We start from the raw sequence: 18,346 nt of genomic DNA, 5'->3' as shown, positions 1-18,346 counted from the left end.
CGGTGCAGCCTTCTTCGCTACGGGCTTGGCAGCGGCCTTGGCCGGTGCGGCTTTCTTCGCGGCAGGTTTCGCCGGGGCACTCGCCTTCTTCGCCCCCTTCTTAGCTTCAGCTTCAGCCATGACTTCTCTCCTCTCGGATAACAGGATTGGACAGCACCTCAGCCCCTCCGGTGGCGGAAGGTCTGTTCGAGACGACGCACCGATGTGCGCCCGGTCAGGAACACCGCACGACATGCGCGGGCGACCTGCTCCCGCGCACACCTCCGGGTCAACGACCCGAACGACACACGGGCGACGCATGCCGCCCGGATGCCGGATTCACACTCGCAAGCCATCGATGGACGCTTACGACATTCAGCAGAACTAATGAAGGCTCGCTCGCCCCATACCGTGACATCCGTCGCTGCCGCGCAGCTTGCGCAATGGCAGCGCACGCGAGCACTCGAAACTGGGAGCGGTCGAGCCGGCCATCGATTTGCAGACCACTCCGGAATGATGGATGTGCCGACCTGGACTGCGCTGACTGCGCGTCGTGAGGTCGAGTGAATTCCATGCGCGCATGACATCGCGACGCATGAGAAACGAAGACGATTTTTCGGGGGAAAGGACTTCCGACGCGCCGACGGAATCGGCAGCAGAGGTGAGGCTTGAAGATGACGTCGCAACGGACTGATTCATGGGCCGAAAGTATTGCACAACCATGAGCCGTTAAAGCAACAAACAACACAAAAGTCCAGAAATATTTTCAGCCGCGGCAGCTTGCAACTTATTGTTTTGGAATATTTTATTCGAGCTGTAAACAACGACAGACGCGCTGAAACCGTTGCACGACGCCGATTTCTGAACAATGACACCTGCACGGAAAGACGTCCTCATCGTCGTCAGGCAGGACGTCGGAGTGTTGCGCTGCGCAAACACCCGGTTACGCGTGAACGGCACCCGTAGTGTCCGATCCCGGGTCGGCTACTAGATGCAGTGTGCCGTCCACGACACTGCGAACTTCCGAAATACCTCGATTCGTCACTGCCACATCGCACGCATCTTCGCGGCGATGTCGACCCGCGCTTCCGCCACCGTCATCGTCGGCACGCCGTCCATGTCAACGCGTGGCCAGCTCGTCTGTTCGAACAGCGAGAGCAGTCGATTCGGAACGAAGCGGGTGCGCCCGGCGTAGACGTGACGATCACCGGTCGACGCCTGACCGGTGATGTAGAAGCGCTGCGGCACCACCAGCTCGAGCTGTTCCTTCGCGCGCGTCATCGCGACGTAGAGCAGGCGTCTTTCTTCCTCGATCTCGGCCTGGCTGCCGGTCGACATCTCCGACGGAATGCCGCCGTCGACTGCGTTGAGCACCGACACCGCGTTCCACTCGCGCCCCTTGGCCGAGTGGATGGTCGACAGGATGAGGTAGTCCTCGTCGAGCAGCGGCGCACCCGGCTCGTCGCTGGTCACTTCGGGAGGGTCCAGCGTGAGCTCGGTCAGGAAGCGTTCGCGACTCGGGTAGGTCGACGCCAGCCGTGCGAGTTGCTGGATGTCGGCCGCGCGCACGACGGCATCCTCGTACAGACGATCCATCTGCGCTTCGTACCAGCGCGCCACCTGTTCGGCACTGGCCGGCCACTCGGCGCGCTCGGCACCGGCCGCTTCGACCAGCACAGTGAACTCGGACCAGCCAGCGCGCACGCCCTCGGGCACCGGCTGCTCGGCTAGCAGCGCTGCACCGGGCGGTGCGGCCTGGATATTGTCGAGGATGCGCGCAGCCGTCTTTGGACCGACGCCGGCCAGCAACTGGATCGCACGGAAACCGGCGACGCGGTCGCGCAGGTTCTGCGCCCAGCGCAGCACCGACAGCAGATCCTTCACGTGCGCCGCTTCGAGAAACTTCAGGCCGCCGAACTTCACGAACGGAATGTTCCGTCGGGCCAGTTCGATCTCCAGCCGCATGCTGTGACTGGACGTACGGAACAGCACCGCCTGTGACTTCAGCTTCATGCCGCCCTCGCGCCGCGCGAGTATCTGCGCGACGACGAAGTCCGCCTGGCCGGCGTCATCGCGCACGGACACCAGCAAGGGCTTCTGCGCACCGGTGCGTGCACTCCACAGCTGCTTGGCGAAGCGCTCGTCCGCTTCGGCGATCACCGCGTTGGCGGCATCGAGCAGCGGCGGTGTCGAGCGGTAGTTCTGCTCCAGCGTGATGCGCCGCGCCGGCGGGTCGAACTGCTGCGGGAAATCGAGGATGTTGCGCACCGTCGCACCGCGGAAGCTGTAGATGGACTGCGCGTCGTCACCGACCACGGTGAGGCCCCGGCCGTCCGGTTTGATGGACAGCAGGATGCTCGACTGCAGGCGGTTGGTGTCCTGGTACTCGTCGACCAGCACATGCGCGAAGCGCGCACCGAGCTCGCGCGCGATGACAGGCTCGGCCGCCATCTGCGCCCAGTACAGCAGCAGGTCGTCGTAGTCGAGCACCTGTTGCGCCTGCTTGGCCTCGACATATGCGCGGAAGAGCATTTTCAGATCGGCCTCCCACTCGGCGCACCACGGGAAGGACGACTGCAGCACATCGGCCAGCGGCGACTGCGTGTTCACCGCCGCCGAATAGATCGCGAGGCAGGTGCCCTTCAGCGGAAAACGCTTCGCCTTGCTGGACAGGCCGATATCGTGCCGCACCAGATTCATCAGATCTGCAGAGTCTTCGCGGTCGTGGATGGTGAAAGCCGGATCGAGCCCGATGCGGCCGGCGTACTCGCGCAGCAGTCGCGCGCCGACACCGTGGAAGGTGCCCGACCACGGGAAGCCGGCACTGGCCAGTGTGGCAAATCGCGGCGACACCTGCGCGACGATGCGCTGCACCCTGCTCGTCATTTCGTCGGCCGCGCGCCGCGAGAAAGTGAGCAGCATGATGGACTCCGGCTGCGCACCATTGACCAGCAGGTGAGCAACGCGATGCGCCAGCGTATTCGTCTTGCCGGTACCGGCGCCGGCAATCACCAGCAGCGGCCCGGCAAGGGCGTCGGGCACAACGCCGAAGGTGGCGGCTTCGCGTTGCGCGTCGTTCAGAGTGGAGAGGTAATCGGGGCGATTGGCGGTGCTGGATTCGGACACGGCGGAACACTTTCGATAGCTGTATCCATATACAGTACATCAAACAAAGCGGCGGCCGGTCAGCCTCGCCGCGCAAGGCGCCTGTCGTGCGCGAGCGCGCCGGCGGTGAGCAGGCCGAGCACGCCGCCGACCGCGCAGGTGGCCGGCCAGCCGCCGTGTTGCCAGGCGAACGAGCCGAGCGCCGAGCCGCTTGCGGCGCCGGCGAAATAGCAGGTCATGTACACGGCGTTGAGTCGCGCCCGTGCCTCCGGTGCGAGCCGGAACACGATGTGCTGGTTGCTGATATGCACGCCCTGCAGGGCGATGTCGATCACGACGAAACCGCCGAGGAACCAGAGCAGGCTGTCCGCGCCCCACAGCAGCGCCGCCCAGCTCGCGATCAGCAGCAGCACCGCGATCGTGCTTGCACGCATCGCGCCGCCACGGTCCGCGACGCGGCCGACGACGTTGGCCATCAGCGCGCCGGCCGCGCCGGCCAGTCCGACCAGGCCGATGGACACCTCGTCCATGCCGTGGCCCGGCCCAGCCAGCAACAGCGCCATCGTCGAGAACAGCACACTGACCGAGGCGAAGGACAGCGCCCCGAGCAGCGCACGACTGCGCAGACGCGGCAAGTTGCGGAACAGCGTGCCGAGCGATACCAGCGTCTGCAGGTAGGGTCGCGGCGACGGATTGCGCGACTGCGGCAGCACGCGCCACAGCAGCAAGGCAACGACGAGCATGGCGAGGCCGGCGACCCGGTACACGGTCGACCAGCCGCCGAGCGGCGCGAGCAATCCGGCCACGCTGCGCGCTGCAAGAATGCCGGTCAGCAGACCGCTCATGACGACACCGACCGCCTGCCCCCTGCGCTGCGGCTCGGCCAGCGTCGCCGCCATCGGCACCAGTATCTGTGCCGCCACCGAGAACAGACCGGCCACCGCGATACCCGTCGACAGCATCGAAAGCGAATCGGCGAAGCCGCTGATGAACTGGCCCAGTGCAGCCAGCAGCATCAACCCCACCGCCAACGCGCGCCGCTCCAGCATGTCACCCAGCGGCACGAGCAGCAGCAGTCCGCAGGCGTAGGCGACCTGTGCGATGGTCACGGTGAATGCCACAGACGCATCGTTCGCCTGCAGGTCGCGCGCGATGGCCGGCAGCAATGGCTGGTTGAAGTAGTTCCCGCCGGCACATAGGCCGGCGGCCACGGCCATCAGCAGCAGCACCGGTGACGACAAGTTGTCGCGTGCTGCGGACTGCGAAGAAGCGATCGATCGATGCATGGAATCCTGGTTCCGGAAGGTGAAGTCGTCCGCCGCGCGGCGATACGGGTCGATGGGCAACTCAGCCGAAAATGACCGCCGTCGCCTCTATCTCGAACAGCATGCCGTCGAGCGCTAGCCGCGGCACCGGTATCAGCGTGCAGGCGGGCGGAGGCATCGCGCCCCACATCGCGCGCAGCGCCTGCACGAACACGCCAAGCCGCTCCTGCGTGTGATCGACCACCAGCACAGTGAGCTTGACCACGTCCGACGGCTTCGCCTGCGCGGCCGCCAGCGCGGTGGCGAGATTGCGCAGCGCCTGCGCGACCTGCTGCGCGAAGTCCGCCGACAGTTCGCCGCGCGCATTCTCTCCGCCCTGCCCCGCAATATATATATGGCGCGCCGGTGCTTCGGCGATCACCACGTGCGAGTAGCCGTTGACAGTCGCGTCGTAGAGGTCCTGCGGCTGGATGAAGCGGGTACGCCCGTCGTTCGGGGCGGCGATGGAAGAGGAAGACATGGTGTGCTCCATTCGATGAAAGGACGCGTAGCATCGGACCTCAAGCAAGGTTGAGGTCAACACCCGGAGATCGAATGTCCGAACTCGGCAAGGGCAACAAGTCCGCCACGGCCAGCCTGTCGGTCGGCGAAGTCGCCGCGCGCAGCGGCGTCGCCGTATCGACACTGCACTTCTATGAAAGCCGCGGCCTGATACAGAGCACGCGCAACGCCGGCAACCAGCGGCGCTATCCCCGTTCGGTGCTGCGCCGCGTCGCGGTGATCAAGGTGGCGCAGCGCATGGGCATTCCGCTGGCAGCGATTGCGGAAGCGCTGCAGGCGTTGCCGAACCGACGCACGCCCACCGTTGCCGACTGGCGCCGCCTGTCGGCGCGCTGGCAGCAGGAGCTGGACGCACGCATCCGGACGCTCACGCAGTTGCGCGACCAGCTTGATGGCTGCATCGGCTGCGGCTGCCTGTCGCTGAAGGCCTGTCCGCTGCGTAACGCGCAGGACGCGCTGGCCGGTGAAGGCGCGGGACCGCATTTCGACGAAGGACGCTGAGGCGCGACCCGACGTCGGCGCGTGCGTACATCGGGCGTGCGCGTTGTCTTACACGGACACGTATCGGAATCACCGAGACTGATGCAGTGCACTCGCGACGTACGGCAGCAGTGATGCGCCGCGCCGCGCGCACGAACAACTCGGCGCCGCGTCGGACGCGGCCCGCACACCGGAGAGCACACATCATGAAAAAGACACTCATCCTGCTGACGGCCGGCGCCCTCGTCGCCACCGGCTGCGCCAACATGACCGAAACGCAGAAGCGGACCACGATAGGCACCGGCGTCGGTGCGGCCGCCGGCGCGGCGCTGGGCAGTGCGGTCGGCGGCAGCGGTGGCGCCACGCGCAGCGGTGCGCTGATCGGCGCCGCGGTCGGCGGCATCGGCACCTACATCTGGTCGCAGAAGATGGAAGAGCAGAAGCGGGCGATGGAACAGGCCACTGCCGGCACCGGCGTCGATGTCGTGCAGACCGCCGACAACCAGCTGAAGCTCGAAATCCCGAGCGACATCTCCTTCGACGTCGGCCGCGCCGACATCAAGCCGAACTTCCGCCCGGTGCTCGACCGCTTCGCGCAGACGCTGAACGCCAACCCGACCACCTCGGTGCGCATCATCGGTCACACCGACAGTACCGGCAGCGACGCAGTAAACGATCCGCTGTCGGTCAATCGCGCGGCCAGCGCACGCAACTATCTGGCCGACCGCGGCGTCGCGTCGTCGCGTATCGTGATCGATGGCCGCGGCTCGCACGAACCGCTGGCCGACAACGGCAGCGAAGCCGGCCGCGCCAAGAACCGCCGCGTCGAAATCTTCGTCGGCGAACCGGGCAAGTAAGTCCCGACCGATGAAGGAAGGCCGGGCGGCACCCGTTGCCCGGTCCGACGACCACAGAGGTGACCATGTACCGGAATGCCGCACGCCTGCTCCTCGTCCTGTGTGCCCTGCTCGCGCTGTCCGGCTGTGCCGGCCTGAGCACGCGCGACCCGGTGCGTGTCAATCTGGTCGGGCTGGAGCCGCTGCAAGGCGAGGGATTCGAACTGCGCTTCGCGCTGAAACTGCGCGTACAGAATCCGAACGATCATCCGATCGACTACGACGGTGTGGCGCTCCAGCTCGATGTGAACGACCGGACCTTCGCCACCGGTGTCAGTGACGCGCACGGCCGCGTGCCGCGTTTCGGCGAGGCGGTGGTGAGCGTGCCGGTCACCGTGTCGGCACTGTCGGCCTTCCGTCAGGCGCTGGAGCTGGGCAGCGGCGCCGACCTCGACCGCCTGCCCTACACGCTGAGCGGCAAGCTCGGTGGTGGTCCTTTCGGCGTGCAGCGCTTCAGCGAAAGAGGCACGCTCAGCCTTCCGGCGGCAGCTGGCGGAAATCCGTAACGCGGAGCGCGCAGCGAGGTCGTTGCGTCAGCTCGACAGGCGCTCGTGAAACGTGATCAGGTTGCCGTCGCCGTCGAGCACGGCGAACTCGCGCGTACCCCAGGCCGTGTCATGCAGCGGTGCGTTCGGATGGGTGATGCCCTGCCGCGTACAGTGCGCGAACAGCGCATTTACGCCCTCGACGGCGATGCGGCAGCCGGTCGCTTCGGCGATGCGCCGGTCGCTGCAGGCCCAGAAATGGATGTGAACACCGCCCAGCGCCACGATGCCGTAGACGCCCTGGTCTACATGCACCGCCGTTGCGCCCAGGCGCTGCACGTAGAAATCGACGGTCTTGCGGATGTCGAGCGATGCCAGCACCGGCGTCGCCGCAACGAAGCGGATATCGCTCATCGGCGGGTCCGGCGCAGCAGCGCCCGCGTGAGCAGGCGCTGCGCGCTCAGCGCTTCTGTCCGAAATAGAAGCCGATCACCAGTGTGAGCAGCGGAGGCACGATCTGCTGGCAGGCTTCGAACAGCTTCTGCGCACGGTCAGCGCTGCCGGCGTCGGCCCAGTAGTACATCGCCATCGCGAGCATGAATACCAGGGCCAGCGCGGTCAGCACGACGGAACCGAAATAAAGGTGCCGGCTTTCCTGATCCTTGCCGTTGAGGCGCGCGATCAACGCCATCATGACGATCACGATGAACAATTCGCCTGCCGCGAAAAGCAGAACGTTATCCATGGAGCCTCCGTTGAGCGTGGCCAGGCTGGGCGAGATGACCATGTCCGCTGTTGTTGTTGATCGGGTGGCCGGCATCATCACACGGCGACGACATGGATTTCAATCTGCATCTGCACACGTACCGGCGGCACGGCAGCGACCGGCTCAGCGCTCCATCACGTAGCCGCCCGGAGCGGGCGCCAGTTCCGGGAAATCGGCAGTCGCAGCCGGACGTGCCTTCACAAGCTTGCCGGCACGCGGCTTGAGCCAGGCCATCCAGTCTTCCCACCAGCTGCCGGGCTGCGCGTCGTTGTGCGCCAGCCAGCCGTCGGCACGGTCGGCGCGATGCACTTCGGCGGCACGATAGCTGCGCTTGGGCGGCGTCACGACCGGATTGACGATGCCCAGGATGTGGCCGGAACTGGACAGAACGAAGCGCTTCTCGCCGGCCAGATGACGATGGATGCGGAAGGCCTGCTGCCAGGGCGCGATATGGTCGTCCTCGGCGGCCACTGCGTACAGCGGCTGGGTGATGCGGTGCAGGTCGAGCGGCTCGCCAGCCACGGTCAGCGTGTCCGGCCTGATCAGCTTGTTGTGCAGATAGAGCTCGCGCAGATACCAGCCGTGCATGGCCTGTGGCATGCGCGTAGCGTCCATGTTCCAGTACAGCACGTCGAACGGCGGCGGTGTCTCGCCGTACAGCCAGCCGTTGACGACGTAGTTCCAGATCAGGCTGTTGGCGCGCAGCAGGCGGAAGGAGGCAGCCATTTCCTTGCCGTCGAGATAGCCCTTCTGCGCCATCGCGTCGCACAGCGAGCGCACGCTGGATTCGTCGATGAACACCTCGATCTCGCCCGGCGCGCGGAAGTCGATCAGCGTCGTCAGCAGTGTCCAGTCCGCCACCGGCACCTCGTCCGGCGCGAAGCGGCGGTTGGCCCAGGCCATGTACATCGCGAGCGCGGTGCCGCCGATGCAGTAGCCGACGGCATGGACCTTGGGCGCGCCGGTCAGCGCGCGGGCGGTCTCGACCGCGGCATGCACGCCTTCGAGCAGATAGTCGTCGAAGGTGACGTCACGCATCGAGGCGTCCGGGTTCTTCCAGCTGGTGATGAACACATCCAGCCCCTGGTCGAGCAGGTAGCGGATCATGCTCTTCTTCGGTGCGAGGTCGAGCACGTAGAACTTGTTGATCCACGGCGTCACGATCACCACCGGCTGCGCGTGCACCTTCGCCTGCGTCGGCGCGTAGTGGATCAGTTCGAGCAGGCGGTTGCGCATCACCACCGCGCCCGGCGTGGTCGCCAGGTTCTCGCCGACCTTGAAGTCGTCCGGATTGGTCATGCGTACGTCGCCGGCCTTCAGGTCGTCGAGGAAATTGCGGAAGCCGCGCACCAGGCTCTCGCCGTGCGTTTCCATCGCCTTGCGCAAGGCCACCGGATTGGTGAACAGGTAGTTGGTCGGCGCCACGGCATTGAGCCAGTTGCGCCACCAGAACGCCGCGCGTTCGCGGTCCTTCTCCGACATGCCCGGGGTGTCGTAAAGCATGTCCTGGGTGTGGCGGGTGAAGGCGAGGTACCACTCCTTCATCAGGTCGAAGGTGGGCAGGTCGGTCCACGCCGGATCGGCGAAGCGCGCGTCACCCGCGGTGACCGGTATCGGATCGGAGTCGGGCAGGCCGAGCATCCGGTTCAGCGTGTGGCGCTGCAGTCGCCACAGGTCGGACGACAAGCTGACCAGCCGGTCGCCCAGTTCCTTCGGGTGGGCCGCCCACGCCAGCTGCGCGTGCACGATGGGCGCGGTCAGGCCGAAAGGATCGGTCGAACGCGCGAAGCCGTCGAGCAGTTCGTGAAAGGTCTGGTGCCACAGTTCGACCGGCCCGGCCGTGGTGGCCCCGTTCTCGGCATCGTTTTCGTACGGGCTACGGGACGTGTGATTCATGATGCGGGCTCCTGATGACATCGACCTCGGGGTCACTGTACGCCGGTGGCGCCGATCGCCTGATCGAATACCTTGCTGAACGCCTCGAAATTCTCGATGTGCGGCATATGGCCCAGACCCGGCAGCTCGAACAGCGCCGCGCCGGGAATCAGCGCCGCTGCCGCTCTGCCCAGCCGGTCGTAGCGCCCCAGTTCGTAGTCGACGCCGGGACGCATCCAGTTGCGACCCGGCCCGGTACGGTCGCGTGTGCCGATGATCAGACTGACCGGCACCGACAGATCCCCAAACTCTGTCACAACAGGCTGGGTGAAGATCATGTCGTAGGTCAACGCATTGACCCAGGCGACCTGATCTCGGTCAGGCCCCTGCGTCTGCCCGATCATGAAACGGGTGAGCGCCGCGTAGCGTGTGTTCCACTGACCGTCGTAATAGTTGTCGCGCTGGTACTTGGCGATGCTTTCGGCCGTCTGCTTGCGTTCGATGCCGTAAAAGAAATCGGTGTCCTTGTGCTCGACATACTTCAGGTAGTTCTCCAGCCCGATCGGATTCACCAGCACCAGGCGCTGCACCGCCTGCGGATACATCAGCGCGAAACGGCTGGCCAGCATGCCGCCCATCGAGTGCCCGACGACGATGGACCGCTCGATGCCGAGCGCGGCAAGCAGCGCGCGCGTGTGGCGGGCCAGCGCCGGAAACGAATACTGGTAATGGACCGGTTTGGACGACTTCCCGAACCCGATCTGGTCGGGAATGAGCACGCCATAGCCCAGCTTCTGCAGGTGACGCGCGGTAGACGCCCAGTAGTCGGCGTTGAAGTTCTTGCCGTGCAGCAGCGTGACTACCGGCTTTCCGGCCTCACCCGGAAGATGGATGTAGGCCATTTCCAGCGACTGCCCCTGCGACGACAGCGGGAAGAACTTCACGTCGAAGGCATAGGCATAGCCGCCGAGCCGCGCGTCGTAAGACAGCGTCGACACGTCGTCGGCGCGCGCCGGGGAAGAAAGCGGCAACAGCGCCGCGAACGCGAGGGCACACAATCTGGGCAGGAACACTGGATTCTCCGTATGAGCACACCCGGGTCGACGCGCGGTGGCCGCCGGGGTTCCGGAGCAGTGTAGGCGAGTCGCGTGACGCGAGCGTTCAGCCGCCGCTGAGCGCCTGCACGATGACCAGTTCCCCGGCGGCATCGGCTGCCTGCGCCAGATCGCGCACCTGCTGTCCGTCGACGAAGAAGCGGATGTGCCGGCGTATCCGCCCCTGTTCGTCGATCATGCGGAAGGCGATGCCCGGGTACTGCAGGTCGAGCGCGGCCACCACCTCGGCCAGCGTGGCACCCTCGGCTTCGGCATGCGCGCTTTCGGTGTAGGAACGCAGCGCGCTCGGTATCAGCACCTTCATGCGGCTGGCCGCTCAGCCACCTCGACGGCGTAGATGTCGGGCAGATAGCGCGCGATGCATTGCCAGTGCGCGCCCTCGTCGCTGCTCGCCCACAGTTCGCCGCTGGTGGTGCCGAAGTAAAGTCCGACCGAGGGCTGAGTGTCTGCCGTCATCGCCTGCCGCTTCACCGTCCACCAGGCCTGTTCCGCCGGCAGGCCGGCGTGCTGACGCTGCCATCGCTCACCGCCGTCGCGGGTGACGAAGACCGCGGGCCTGCCGCCCGGGCTGGTGCGCGGCCACACCGCGGTGCCATCCATCGGGAACACCCAGGCGGTGTCCGGATCGCGCGGGTGCACCACCATCGGGAAACCGATGTCGCCGACCTCCGCCGGCATGCCGCCACCGATGCGTCGCCAGCGCGTGGCGGGCCGGTCGAGCCGGTAGATGCCGCAGTGATTCTGCTGATAGAGCCGGTCGGGATTGGCCGGACACAGGCGGATGCAGTGCGGATCGTGAAAGGTGGGCTCCGCCACGTCGAAGCCCTCGACCACCTCCAGACCGTCGATCAGCGGCGCGAAGCTGCGTCCGGCATCGAAGGATTCATGCACACCGCCACCCGACATCGCCATATACATATGCGCCGGGTCGCGCGGGTCGATGATGATGGAGTGCAGCTTCGGACCGTCGGGCGTGCCGTCCTGCGCCGTGCCCATCCACTTCAGGTACTGCGCGTCGTCATTGATCGACGAACACGGCGCCCAATTCGCTCCGCCGTCCTCCGAGCGGAACAACCCCTGCGGACTGGTGCCGGCATACCAGACGCCCGGCTGACTGGCGTGTCCGGGCGTAAGCCAGAAGGTGTGATCCACGCTGCGCCCTGCCCCGCTTTCGGCCTTCGCGAAGGCCGGCGGCCGCGCCGCTTCGGTCCATGTGCGGCCGAAGTCGGTCGAGCGGAAGATGGTCGGGCCGAGATGCCCGGTCTTGGCCGCCGCCAGCAGCGTGCTGCCGTCACGCGGATCGAGCACCAGGTGGCTGATGATGTGGCCGAGAAAGTGCGGGCCATCGACCCGCCAAGTCGTGCGTTCGGCATCGCCGTGATAGAGCCAGGCGCCTTTGCGGGTGGCGACCAGCAGGGTGACCGCGGATGGGGATGACATGGGTTCTCCTCCTTGTCTCGTCAGGGGCCGGTGCGCAGACAGCGCTGCGCGCCGGGTCTGTCAGGTCGACGAAGCACGCACCGGCATTTCGACATCGCAGGTCGTCATCGTTGCAGCTTTCGCGCCCCGGTCGCAAGATGACGTCATCGCATCGCCCGGGAGTTCCCATGCGCGTACTGGTCACGAATGCCGACGACGACTTCCGGGTCAAGGCCTACGCCGGCACTAGCGGCGTGCTGCTGGCGATGGACGTCGACGCATCGCGACGCGCCGGCTTGCTAGGCTTTGCGATCGAGCAGAAGGAGGGCACGAAGAAGTGGCAGTGGCTGCTCAACAGCCTCACCTTCCCCGGCCGCGCGCACACGCTGGAGAAGTGGGCGGCGACGCCGAGCAATCTGGCGCCGATACAGAAATTCCGCTGGGCCGACTACAGCATCGCGCCCGGCACGCGCTGCCGCTACCGCGTACATCTCGTGTACGGCAGCGCTGAGCGGCCTGAGTTGGGCGAGTCACTGGAGCTGGCAGTCACCACCGACGACGGCAAGCCCAAGGGCCATGGCGTCGTGTTCAACCGGGCGGTCGCCGCCAGCCAGGCCTTCGGCCGCAAGTTTCCCGAGCTCGATGCGCTGCTGAGCCGTCCGGAGAACAAGGACCTGCCGATCGAGAAATGGCCGGCCGCGCCGCGCGACTGGCTGCAGAACGGCCTGCTCGACCGGCTGCTCGCCTTCATCGCCCGCGCCAAGGATGCTAGCTGGGCGCTGGACATCGCGATCTACGAATACGAACTGAAAGCGATCGCCAGCGCCGTGCGGGCGGCGCACCGGCGCGGCGTGCAGGTGCGCGTGCTCTATCACGGCAAGGCCGGCGACGAACAGACGGTGCAGAACGAGGCGGCGCTGAAATCGATTCCAAAGGCGAAGAAGCGGGCGCGCCTCACTTCGAAGATCTTTCACCACAAGTACATCGTGCTGAGCAAGCTCGGCCGCAGTGGCATCCGCACGCCACGCGCCGTGCTGTGCGGCAGCACCAACTTCACCGAGAACGGCGTGTACCGGCAGGCCAATGTCGTGCACACCGTCGACGACAAGGCGGTGGCTGCCGAATATCTGGCGCTGTTCGATCAGATCTGGGCCGCGCCCGGCGACGTCGCCGCCACCCGCGCCTGGATCAACGAACACAACCCGGTCGCACCGACCGGCCGCATCTGGGCCGGTTTCTCGCCGCGCTCCGGCGGCGGCGATCTTGCCGCCTTCGCCGAACTGATAAACGGCGCCAAACGCGACCTGCTGTTCGCCACCGCCTTTGCGCTGCCGGAACCGATACTCGACGCGCTGCTCGGCCAGGCCAACGACCAGGTGCTGCGCTACGGCATCCAGAACAGCGCCAGCCGCATCACCGGCTTCCACGCCGACCGCACGGCCGAATTCACGACGCCGGCGCTGCTCAGCGGCGGACTGGAAGGCTGGGTCAAGGAAGGCCTGCGCGGCCAGCGCGGCAACCTGCTGGTGCACCTGAAAGCCATCGTCACCGACTTCACCACCGACCAGCCAGTCATCCTCAGCGGCAGCCACAACCTCAGCGCCTCGGCCAGCAGCGGCAACGACGAGAACGTGCTCGTCATCCGCGGCGACACCGACCTCGCCGACCGCTACGGGCTGGAAGTGCTGCGCTTCTACGAGCACTACCGCTTCCGCTATTACGCGAAGCTGCTGAAGCTGAAGGAGGCGAAACCGCTGTCGCCGGACGACAGCTGGGCGGACGCCTACTACCGCAAGGGCAACCTGAAGATGTTGTCGCGGCTGCGCTTCTCCGGCCGCTGACACGCGAGCGCGCTCAGGCGCGGGCCGACACCATCCAGCACGCCGCCGTGAAGCGCACCGCCCCACCGGCCAAGTACGGCCGGAAAGCCTCATGCAGCACGTCGATCACGCGTGCACGGGTGTCTGCGTCGGTCTGCTGCAGCGCGACGCCCACCGGGCCGAGCAAGGTGAAGTAGCGTTCGAGTTCGCTGGCGGGCAGCGCGCAGTCGACGTCGAGCGGATGGATGTCGATGTCCTGCCAGCCGCTGTGCGCCAGCACCTCGCGAACGAACGTCCGGTCGGCGAAGGCGAACGGGCCCGGCGCGCCCGGGCGACGCGCCGGCAGGCCGGGCAGCAGCGGCGCGGCCGCGCGTTCGGCGGTGGTCATGAAGGCGTTCTCGTCGCTGCCGCGCCAGGCAATGGCGTGCAGCGCACCGCCGCTGCGCAGCGCCGCGCGCAGATGGGCAAACGCATCGACCGGGCGCTCGAAGAACATGACGCCGAAGCGCGACACGATAAGGTCGGCGGCGCCGGGCGCGAAGTCATGCCGGGCGGCGTCGGCGCAGACGAAGCGCGCAGCCGAAGCGCTGGCCAGCGCGCGAGCCTGGGCTGCAGCGATCATCGGCGCCGACACATCGACGCCGACACAGTGCGCTCCGCTGCCCAGTGCCTCGGCCAGCGCCAGCGTGGTGGCGCCGGTGCCGCAGCCGACGTCGATCACGCTGCGCGCGGAGCGCGTCCGTGCCACCTCGACCAGCCGTTCGGAAAAAGGCGCGAACAGCGCATCGAGCAGCGGCTGCGCCTGCACCCAACCGTCGGCGGCCGGACCGTTCCACAAGGCGATCTGCGCGTCGGCGCACGTATCTGAAGCATCCATCGTCGTCTCCCGTGACTTGCCCGCAACGTGCGGTGTGAGCACTATGCAAATTCAAGTCGACTTGAGGTCAAGCCCATGAGCGATCTGGATATCGCCGAAGTGGCGCAACGCGCCGGCGTCAGCGCGGCGACCCTGCGTTTCTACGAGGAAAAGGGGCTGATACGTTCGATCGGACGGCGCGGTCTGCGCCGCGTATTCGGCAACGACGTGCTGGAGCGGCTGGCGCTGATTTCGATCGGCCGCGCTGCCGGCTTCTCGCTGGACGAGATCGGCCGCATGTTCGCACCGGGCGGCACGCTGGACATCGACCGCCGCCTATTGGCCGAACGCGCCGACGAACTCGAACGCACGATACGCAGGCTGAGCGCGCTGCGCGACGGCCTCCGTCACGCCGCCGTCTGCCCTGCGCCGAGCCACCTGGAATGCCCGACCTTCCGCCGCATCCTGCGCGCAGCGGAATCGAAGTCGCTGGCGCGACGCCTTCCGTCGCCCCGCAAAACGGTCTGAACTCAACCCGCAGCGCGCCGCCCGAAGTCGGCCGCGTCGATGCCGAACCAAGCCACACCCGGCGTCTTCTCGACGACGATGCACTCGCCGTCGAGCCGGTAGGTCAGTTGCAGGTGGTGACGCGGACTGGACAGCACCGCCGGATTGAATACCGCAAAGTTCTCGCCCTCAGGCCGGCGCACCGACTGCACCACCAGGCCGGGATGACCTTCGCGGTGAATGCGCGCGCCGACCGACTGCGGGAAGCTGTAATCGAGCGGATGCAGCAGATCCGGCCAGTCGGCCGTGAGTGGACGGAAGTCGAGCAGCGCAGCGGCGCAGCCCACGACATAGACCTTGCGCTCGGCCGCCACCGATTCGCGTTCGAAACCGGCGTCAGCCAGCAGGCCGTTGCGCCAGTGCCAGGCGGACTCATAGACCGTGGTATCGACCGACTCCGAGCCGTACCACACGCCGTGGCGACCGTCGGAAAAGCGACTGGCCTGCCAGTTCTGGAAAGGCCAGGCGATGGCGTTGAACCACTCGGCGTCCTCGAACGGACGGTGCAGCACCGGAGTGGGCGAACGGTAGGGCGGCGGCTTGGCGTCGCTCTCCACTTTCTGCGCCAGCGCCCACTCGGCCGGATCGTCGGTGAGATCGTCGAACAGGTCCTGCGAACTGCGCAGCGACACGATGTTGCGGAACACGTCGCGCTGCACCTCGGCCAGCGCAAGGCGGGCGAACAGATCGCCGAGACTCACTGGCCGCGCGCCCGATCCAGGTAGGCGCGCACCATCAGCAACCCGGCAAAGCCCCATTCCTTCACCACCTCGACCGGGGTGAGATTGTCGAACGCACGGTTGCGCGTGCTCATCCAGCGGTAAGCGAGGTCGCGGTTCTGAGGAAACAGCAGGCGGAGGTTCTTGTGTATGCCCAGCAGGTGACCGACGCGCTCATACTGGTCGCGGCTGGTGCCGATCGGCTCGCCGCGCCGGTAGCGCGCCAGCGCCGCCCGGTTGCTGGCGGCGATGCCCAGCAGCGCGGCCTGGTCTTCGGTGCCGAGCTTCCAGTGGTCGAGCAGGGTCATGATCATGCGGGCCAGCGCGCCCCGGTCTTCCGAAGCGCTGATTCCCTTGTCTGCGACGGCGCCCATGGCAGGTATCCCCGGTGAAATCGAATCAGCTTGAAGCATAGCCCATTTGTTTCGATTCACACCTTATTTGTTTCCATGGAAACAAATGTAGTCTAACCCGCTGCGTCAGTCAGCGCGGCGACGCGTCAGCCATCGTCTCACCCATGCGCACCGTACGGCCCGGCAGCCAGTCGGCACGGGCGCGCAGCACGCCCTGAGGGAACAGCATGACGACGGTCGAGCCGAGCAGGAAACGTCCCATCTCCTCGCCCCGAGCGAGCCGGATGTCCTGATCGTCGTAATGCCACTCGCGCAGCTTGCCGGTGCGCGGCGGATTGATCAGCCCATGCCACACGGTCTGCATGCTGCCGACCACCATGGCGCCGACCAGTGTCAGCACGAAGGGGCCGAAGTCCGAATCGAACAGGCAGACCACGCGTTCATTGCGCGCGAACAGGCCGGGCACGCCCGCCACCGTCGCCGGGTTCACCGAATACAGGCTGCCCGGCACATGGATCATGCGCCGGAGCCGGCCCGCACAGGGCATGTGAATGCGGTGGTAGTCCTTGGGACTCAGGTAGATGGAGATCGCTTCGCCGCCGTCGAATCGATCGACCAGCGCCGCGTCGCCGCCCACCAGGGCACGCGCGCTGTAAGGGTGTCCCTTCACCTGCAGCAAGGTGTCGCCATCGAGCTTCACGCAGTCGATCACAGTGCCGTCGACCGGGCTGACGAAGGGCGAGTCGGCCAGCGGACGGGCACCTTCGCGCAGCGCACGGGTGAAGAAATCGTTGAAGCAGGCATAGTCCGCCGGGTCGGGTCGGGCCGCCTCGCTCATGTCCACGCCGTACTTGCGGATGAACCAGGGAATGATGCCGCGGGTCCAGGGTGCGCGCGAATTCGCCACGAATTCGGCGAAACGCGTCAGTGCCTGCTTGGGCATGCCGTGCTGGGCCAGCACGAAAAGGCGATCACGAAGATCAGGTGACGGCATTGTCGGGTCTCATGTGGGGGCGCCTCCCCGGGCGGATACGCAGGACGGATGGCGACACGGCCGCGAACTGCTCGACAGGAAAGCCCCGATTTTCTGGCCCCGCATATTAATTGAAGCATGGGCCACCGGCATGTGCCGCACCGACCGGTGCCCGAGCCGTCTGCCGGTCAGCCGGTCGCAGAACGGCATCGCCACCGCCGGTCGGACGCGCTATCGAAGCCCATGTCCCGATGCTAGGCTCATAACTTCATCCAACCCGACGCCCAGGCTGGCTCGCCGCAGCGTGCAGCCGCACGGGTGTCATTGAAAGAGGAGCGGAACATGAAGAGAGCCACTTCGGCATTGCTTTGCCTCGGCCTGATCGCCAGTCCCTGCGCATGGTCCGCCAGCGGACAGATCGACAGCTTCGGCGCCAGCCAGACCACGGTGCAGGCCGGCAGCACGGTGGATTTCTTCGTGTCCTTCAGCGTGAACACCTCGTCGCGTAACGACGGCGGGAATGATCCGGTCGAACCGACACCGGTCGAGGGGTACCAGGAATGGATGATGAACTGGTACTGGTACGAGGCTGAAACGGTGACGGCCGTCTATCTGCAGGCCGCCGGCCAGAACTTCAACGACTATCCCTCGGCAGCGCCCGGCAGCGGTTATTCCAACGGCTGGACCTTCTCGCTGCTGTTCCCGACTGCCGGCACCTTCGATATCGCCGTCGGCGGCGGCTGGAGCGCGACCAACTCGACCTCGTCGGGCAGCGAGATCGCATCCCGCACCTGCATGAGCGACGAAGGCGGCGGGCTGAGCTGCTCGTCGTGGCAGTACAGCTATCCGCAATACGACGACTTCTCGTCGACCGACGGTTCATTCGATGGCAAGTCGATCACCATCAACGTGACAGCGGTGCCCGAGCCGATGACGGCCGCACTCTGGCTGGCCGGCCTGGGATGCCTGCTGACCGCCAGCCGCCGCCGGCGCCCCTGAACCAGCCGGCCTCCTCGCCAGCTGGAGGCATCACACCGGAACACGCGAGGCGCCGGGCGCCGGAGCCTGCACGGGACGGCCGGTAACGGCACGCGCCCGGCACAGGGACGGGC

The 18,346-nt window shown here is 66.5% G+C and carries 19 protein-coding genes; 6 read left to right on the top strand and 13 right to left on the bottom strand.

Annotated elements, in window-relative coordinates; all coding sequences use genetic code 11:
- Window positions 1-1,020: 1,020 nt before the first annotated feature.
- The 3 genes from METFAM1_RS0120035 to METFAM1_RS0120025 form a co-directional block, all read right to left on the bottom strand.
- A complete protein-coding gene (locus tag METFAM1_RS0120035; RefSeq protein WP_019917372.1) occupies window positions 1,021-3,105 on the bottom strand; it encodes an ATP-dependent helicase in 2,085 nt (694 codons plus the stop codon).
- Window positions 3,106-3,164: 59 nt separating this feature from the next.
- Window positions 3,165-4,325 (bottom strand): MFS transporter, encoded by a 1,161-nt coding sequence (locus tag METFAM1_RS0120030; RefSeq protein ID WP_232419849.1) that lies wholly within the window; start codon window positions 4,323-4,325, stop codon window positions 3,165-3,167.
- A gap of 106 nt (window positions 4,326-4,431) precedes the next feature.
- Window positions 4,432-4,869: a RidA family protein gene (locus METFAM1_RS0120025; RefSeq protein WP_232419847.1), complete on the bottom strand. Its 438-nt coding sequence runs from the start codon at window positions 4,867-4,869 to the stop codon at window positions 4,432-4,434.
- A gap of 74 nt (window positions 4,870-4,943) precedes the next feature.
- On the opposite strand from METFAM1_RS0120025, the gene soxR reads away from it, so the two are divergent.
- The 3 genes from soxR to METFAM1_RS0120010 all read left to right on the top strand — a co-directional run bounded on the left by soxR (window position 4,944) and on the right by METFAM1_RS0120010 (window position 6,792).
- Window positions 4,944-5,411 (top strand): redox-sensitive transcriptional activator SoxR, encoded by a 468-nt coding sequence (gene soxR, locus METFAM1_RS0120020; protein WP_019917369.1) that lies wholly within the window; start codon window positions 4,944-4,946, stop codon window positions 5,409-5,411.
- A 185-nt stretch (window positions 5,412-5,596) separates the two neighbouring features.
- Window positions 5,597-6,247: a YiaD family glycine zipper/OmpA-like lipoprotein gene (locus METFAM1_RS0120015; RefSeq protein ID WP_019917368.1), complete on the top strand. Its 651-nt coding sequence runs from the start codon at window positions 5,597-5,599 to the stop codon at window positions 6,245-6,247.
- A 65-nt stretch (window positions 6,248-6,312) separates the two neighbouring features.
- Window positions 6,313-6,792 carry an LEA/WHy family protein gene (locus tag METFAM1_RS0120010; RefSeq protein WP_019917367.1) on the top strand — a complete coding sequence of 160 codons (480 nt, stop codon included), beginning with the start codon at window positions 6,313-6,315 and terminating at the stop codon, window positions 6,790-6,792.
- A 27-nt stretch (window positions 6,793-6,819) separates the two neighbouring features.
- Here the strand turns inward: METFAM1_RS0120010 and METFAM1_RS0120005 are convergent, their stop codons facing one another.
- The 6 genes from METFAM1_RS0120005 to METFAM1_RS0119980 all read right to left on the bottom strand — a co-directional run bounded on the left by METFAM1_RS0120005 (window position 6,820) and on the right by METFAM1_RS0119980 (window position 11,967).
- On the bottom strand, window positions 6,820-7,185 hold the full coding sequence (locus tag METFAM1_RS0120005) for a bleomycin resistance protein (RefSeq protein WP_019917366.1): 366 nt from the start codon (window positions 7,183-7,185) through the stop codon (window positions 6,820-6,822).
- A gap of 46 nt (window positions 7,186-7,231) precedes the next feature.
- The gene (locus METFAM1_RS0120000; protein ID WP_020165401.1) at window positions 7,232-7,516 is read right to left on the bottom strand and encodes a hypothetical protein; all 285 of its coding nucleotides are present in this window, start codon (window positions 7,514-7,516) and stop codon (window positions 7,232-7,234) included.
- Window positions 7,517-7,660: 144 nt separating this feature from the next.
- Window positions 7,661-9,433, bottom strand: coding sequence for a PHA/PHB synthase family protein (locus tag METFAM1_RS0119995; RefSeq protein ID WP_019917363.1), 1,773 nt, complete (start codon window positions 9,431-9,433; stop codon window positions 7,661-7,663).
- 32 nt (window positions 9,434-9,465) lie between these two features.
- Window positions 9,466-10,485: an alpha/beta fold hydrolase gene (locus tag METFAM1_RS0119990; protein WP_232419845.1), complete on the bottom strand. Its 1,020-nt coding sequence runs from the start codon at window positions 10,483-10,485 to the stop codon at window positions 9,466-9,468.
- An 88-nt stretch (window positions 10,486-10,573) separates the two neighbouring features.
- Window positions 10,574-10,831, bottom strand: coding sequence for a MoaD/ThiS family protein (locus METFAM1_RS0119985; protein WP_019917360.1), 258 nt, complete (start codon window positions 10,829-10,831; stop codon window positions 10,574-10,576).
- Window positions 10,828-11,967, bottom strand: coding sequence for a WD40/YVTN/BNR-like repeat-containing protein (locus tag METFAM1_RS0119980; protein ID WP_019917359.1), 1,140 nt, complete (start codon window positions 11,965-11,967; stop codon window positions 10,828-10,830). The genes METFAM1_RS0119985 and METFAM1_RS0119980 overlap by 4 nt, the downstream gene beginning before the upstream one ends.
- Window positions 11,968-12,134: 167 nt before the next feature.
- On the opposite strand from METFAM1_RS0119980, the gene METFAM1_RS0119975 reads away from it, so the two are divergent.
- Window positions 12,135-13,787 (top strand): phospholipase D-like domain-containing protein, encoded by a 1,653-nt coding sequence (locus tag METFAM1_RS0119975; RefSeq protein ID WP_019917358.1) that lies wholly within the window; start codon window positions 12,135-12,137, stop codon window positions 13,785-13,787.
- Window positions 13,788-13,800: 13 nt separating this feature from the next.
- Here the strand turns inward: METFAM1_RS0119975 and METFAM1_RS0119970 are convergent, their stop codons facing one another.
- Window positions 13,801-14,643 (bottom strand): class I SAM-dependent methyltransferase, encoded by an 843-nt coding sequence (locus METFAM1_RS0119970; RefSeq protein ID WP_019917357.1) that lies wholly within the window; start codon window positions 14,641-14,643, stop codon window positions 13,801-13,803.
- A gap of 75 nt (window positions 14,644-14,718) precedes the next feature.
- Here METFAM1_RS0119970 and METFAM1_RS0119965 point away from each other — a divergent pair, with 75 nt between their 5' ends.
- On the top strand, window positions 14,719-15,150 hold the full coding sequence (locus METFAM1_RS0119965) for a helix-turn-helix domain-containing protein (RefSeq protein WP_019917356.1): 432 nt from the start codon (window positions 14,719-14,721) through the stop codon (window positions 15,148-15,150).
- 2 nt (window positions 15,151-15,152) lie between these two features.
- On the opposite strand, the gene METFAM1_RS0119960 is transcribed toward METFAM1_RS0119965, so the two are convergent.
- The 3 genes from METFAM1_RS0119960 to asd form a co-directional block, all read right to left on the bottom strand.
- Window positions 15,153-15,890, bottom strand: coding sequence for an RES family NAD+ phosphorylase (locus tag METFAM1_RS0119960; protein WP_019917355.1), 738 nt, complete (start codon window positions 15,888-15,890; stop codon window positions 15,153-15,155).
- Window positions 15,887-16,282 (bottom strand): MbcA/ParS/Xre antitoxin family protein, encoded by a 396-nt coding sequence (locus METFAM1_RS0119955; RefSeq protein ID WP_019917354.1) that lies wholly within the window; start codon window positions 16,280-16,282, stop codon window positions 15,887-15,889. Before METFAM1_RS0119955 ends, METFAM1_RS0119960 begins: the two co-directional genes overlap by 4 nt.
- Before the next feature lie 109 nt (window positions 16,283-16,391).
- On the bottom strand, window positions 16,392-17,255 hold the full coding sequence (gene asd, locus METFAM1_RS0119950; RefSeq protein WP_024300878.1) for an archaetidylserine decarboxylase: 864 nt from the start codon (window positions 17,253-17,255) through the stop codon (window positions 16,392-16,394).
- 321 nt (window positions 17,256-17,576) lie between these two features.
- On the opposite strand from asd, the gene METFAM1_RS0119945 reads away from it, so the two are divergent.
- A complete protein-coding gene (locus METFAM1_RS0119945; RefSeq protein ID WP_232419843.1) occupies window positions 17,577-18,233 on the top strand; it encodes a PEP-CTERM sorting domain-containing protein in 657 nt (218 codons plus the stop codon).
- The last annotated feature ends 113 nt before the right edge of the window (window positions 18,234-18,346 follow it).

The sequence above is a fragment of the Methyloversatilis discipulorum genome, from assembly GCF_000527135.1.
GTDB classification, from domain to species: domain Bacteria; phylum Pseudomonadota; class Gammaproteobacteria; order Burkholderiales; family Rhodocyclaceae; genus Methyloversatilis; species Methyloversatilis discipulorum.
The sequence above is the reverse complement of the archived record's forward strand: the minus strand, read 5'-3'. Positions and strand labels throughout refer to the sequence as shown.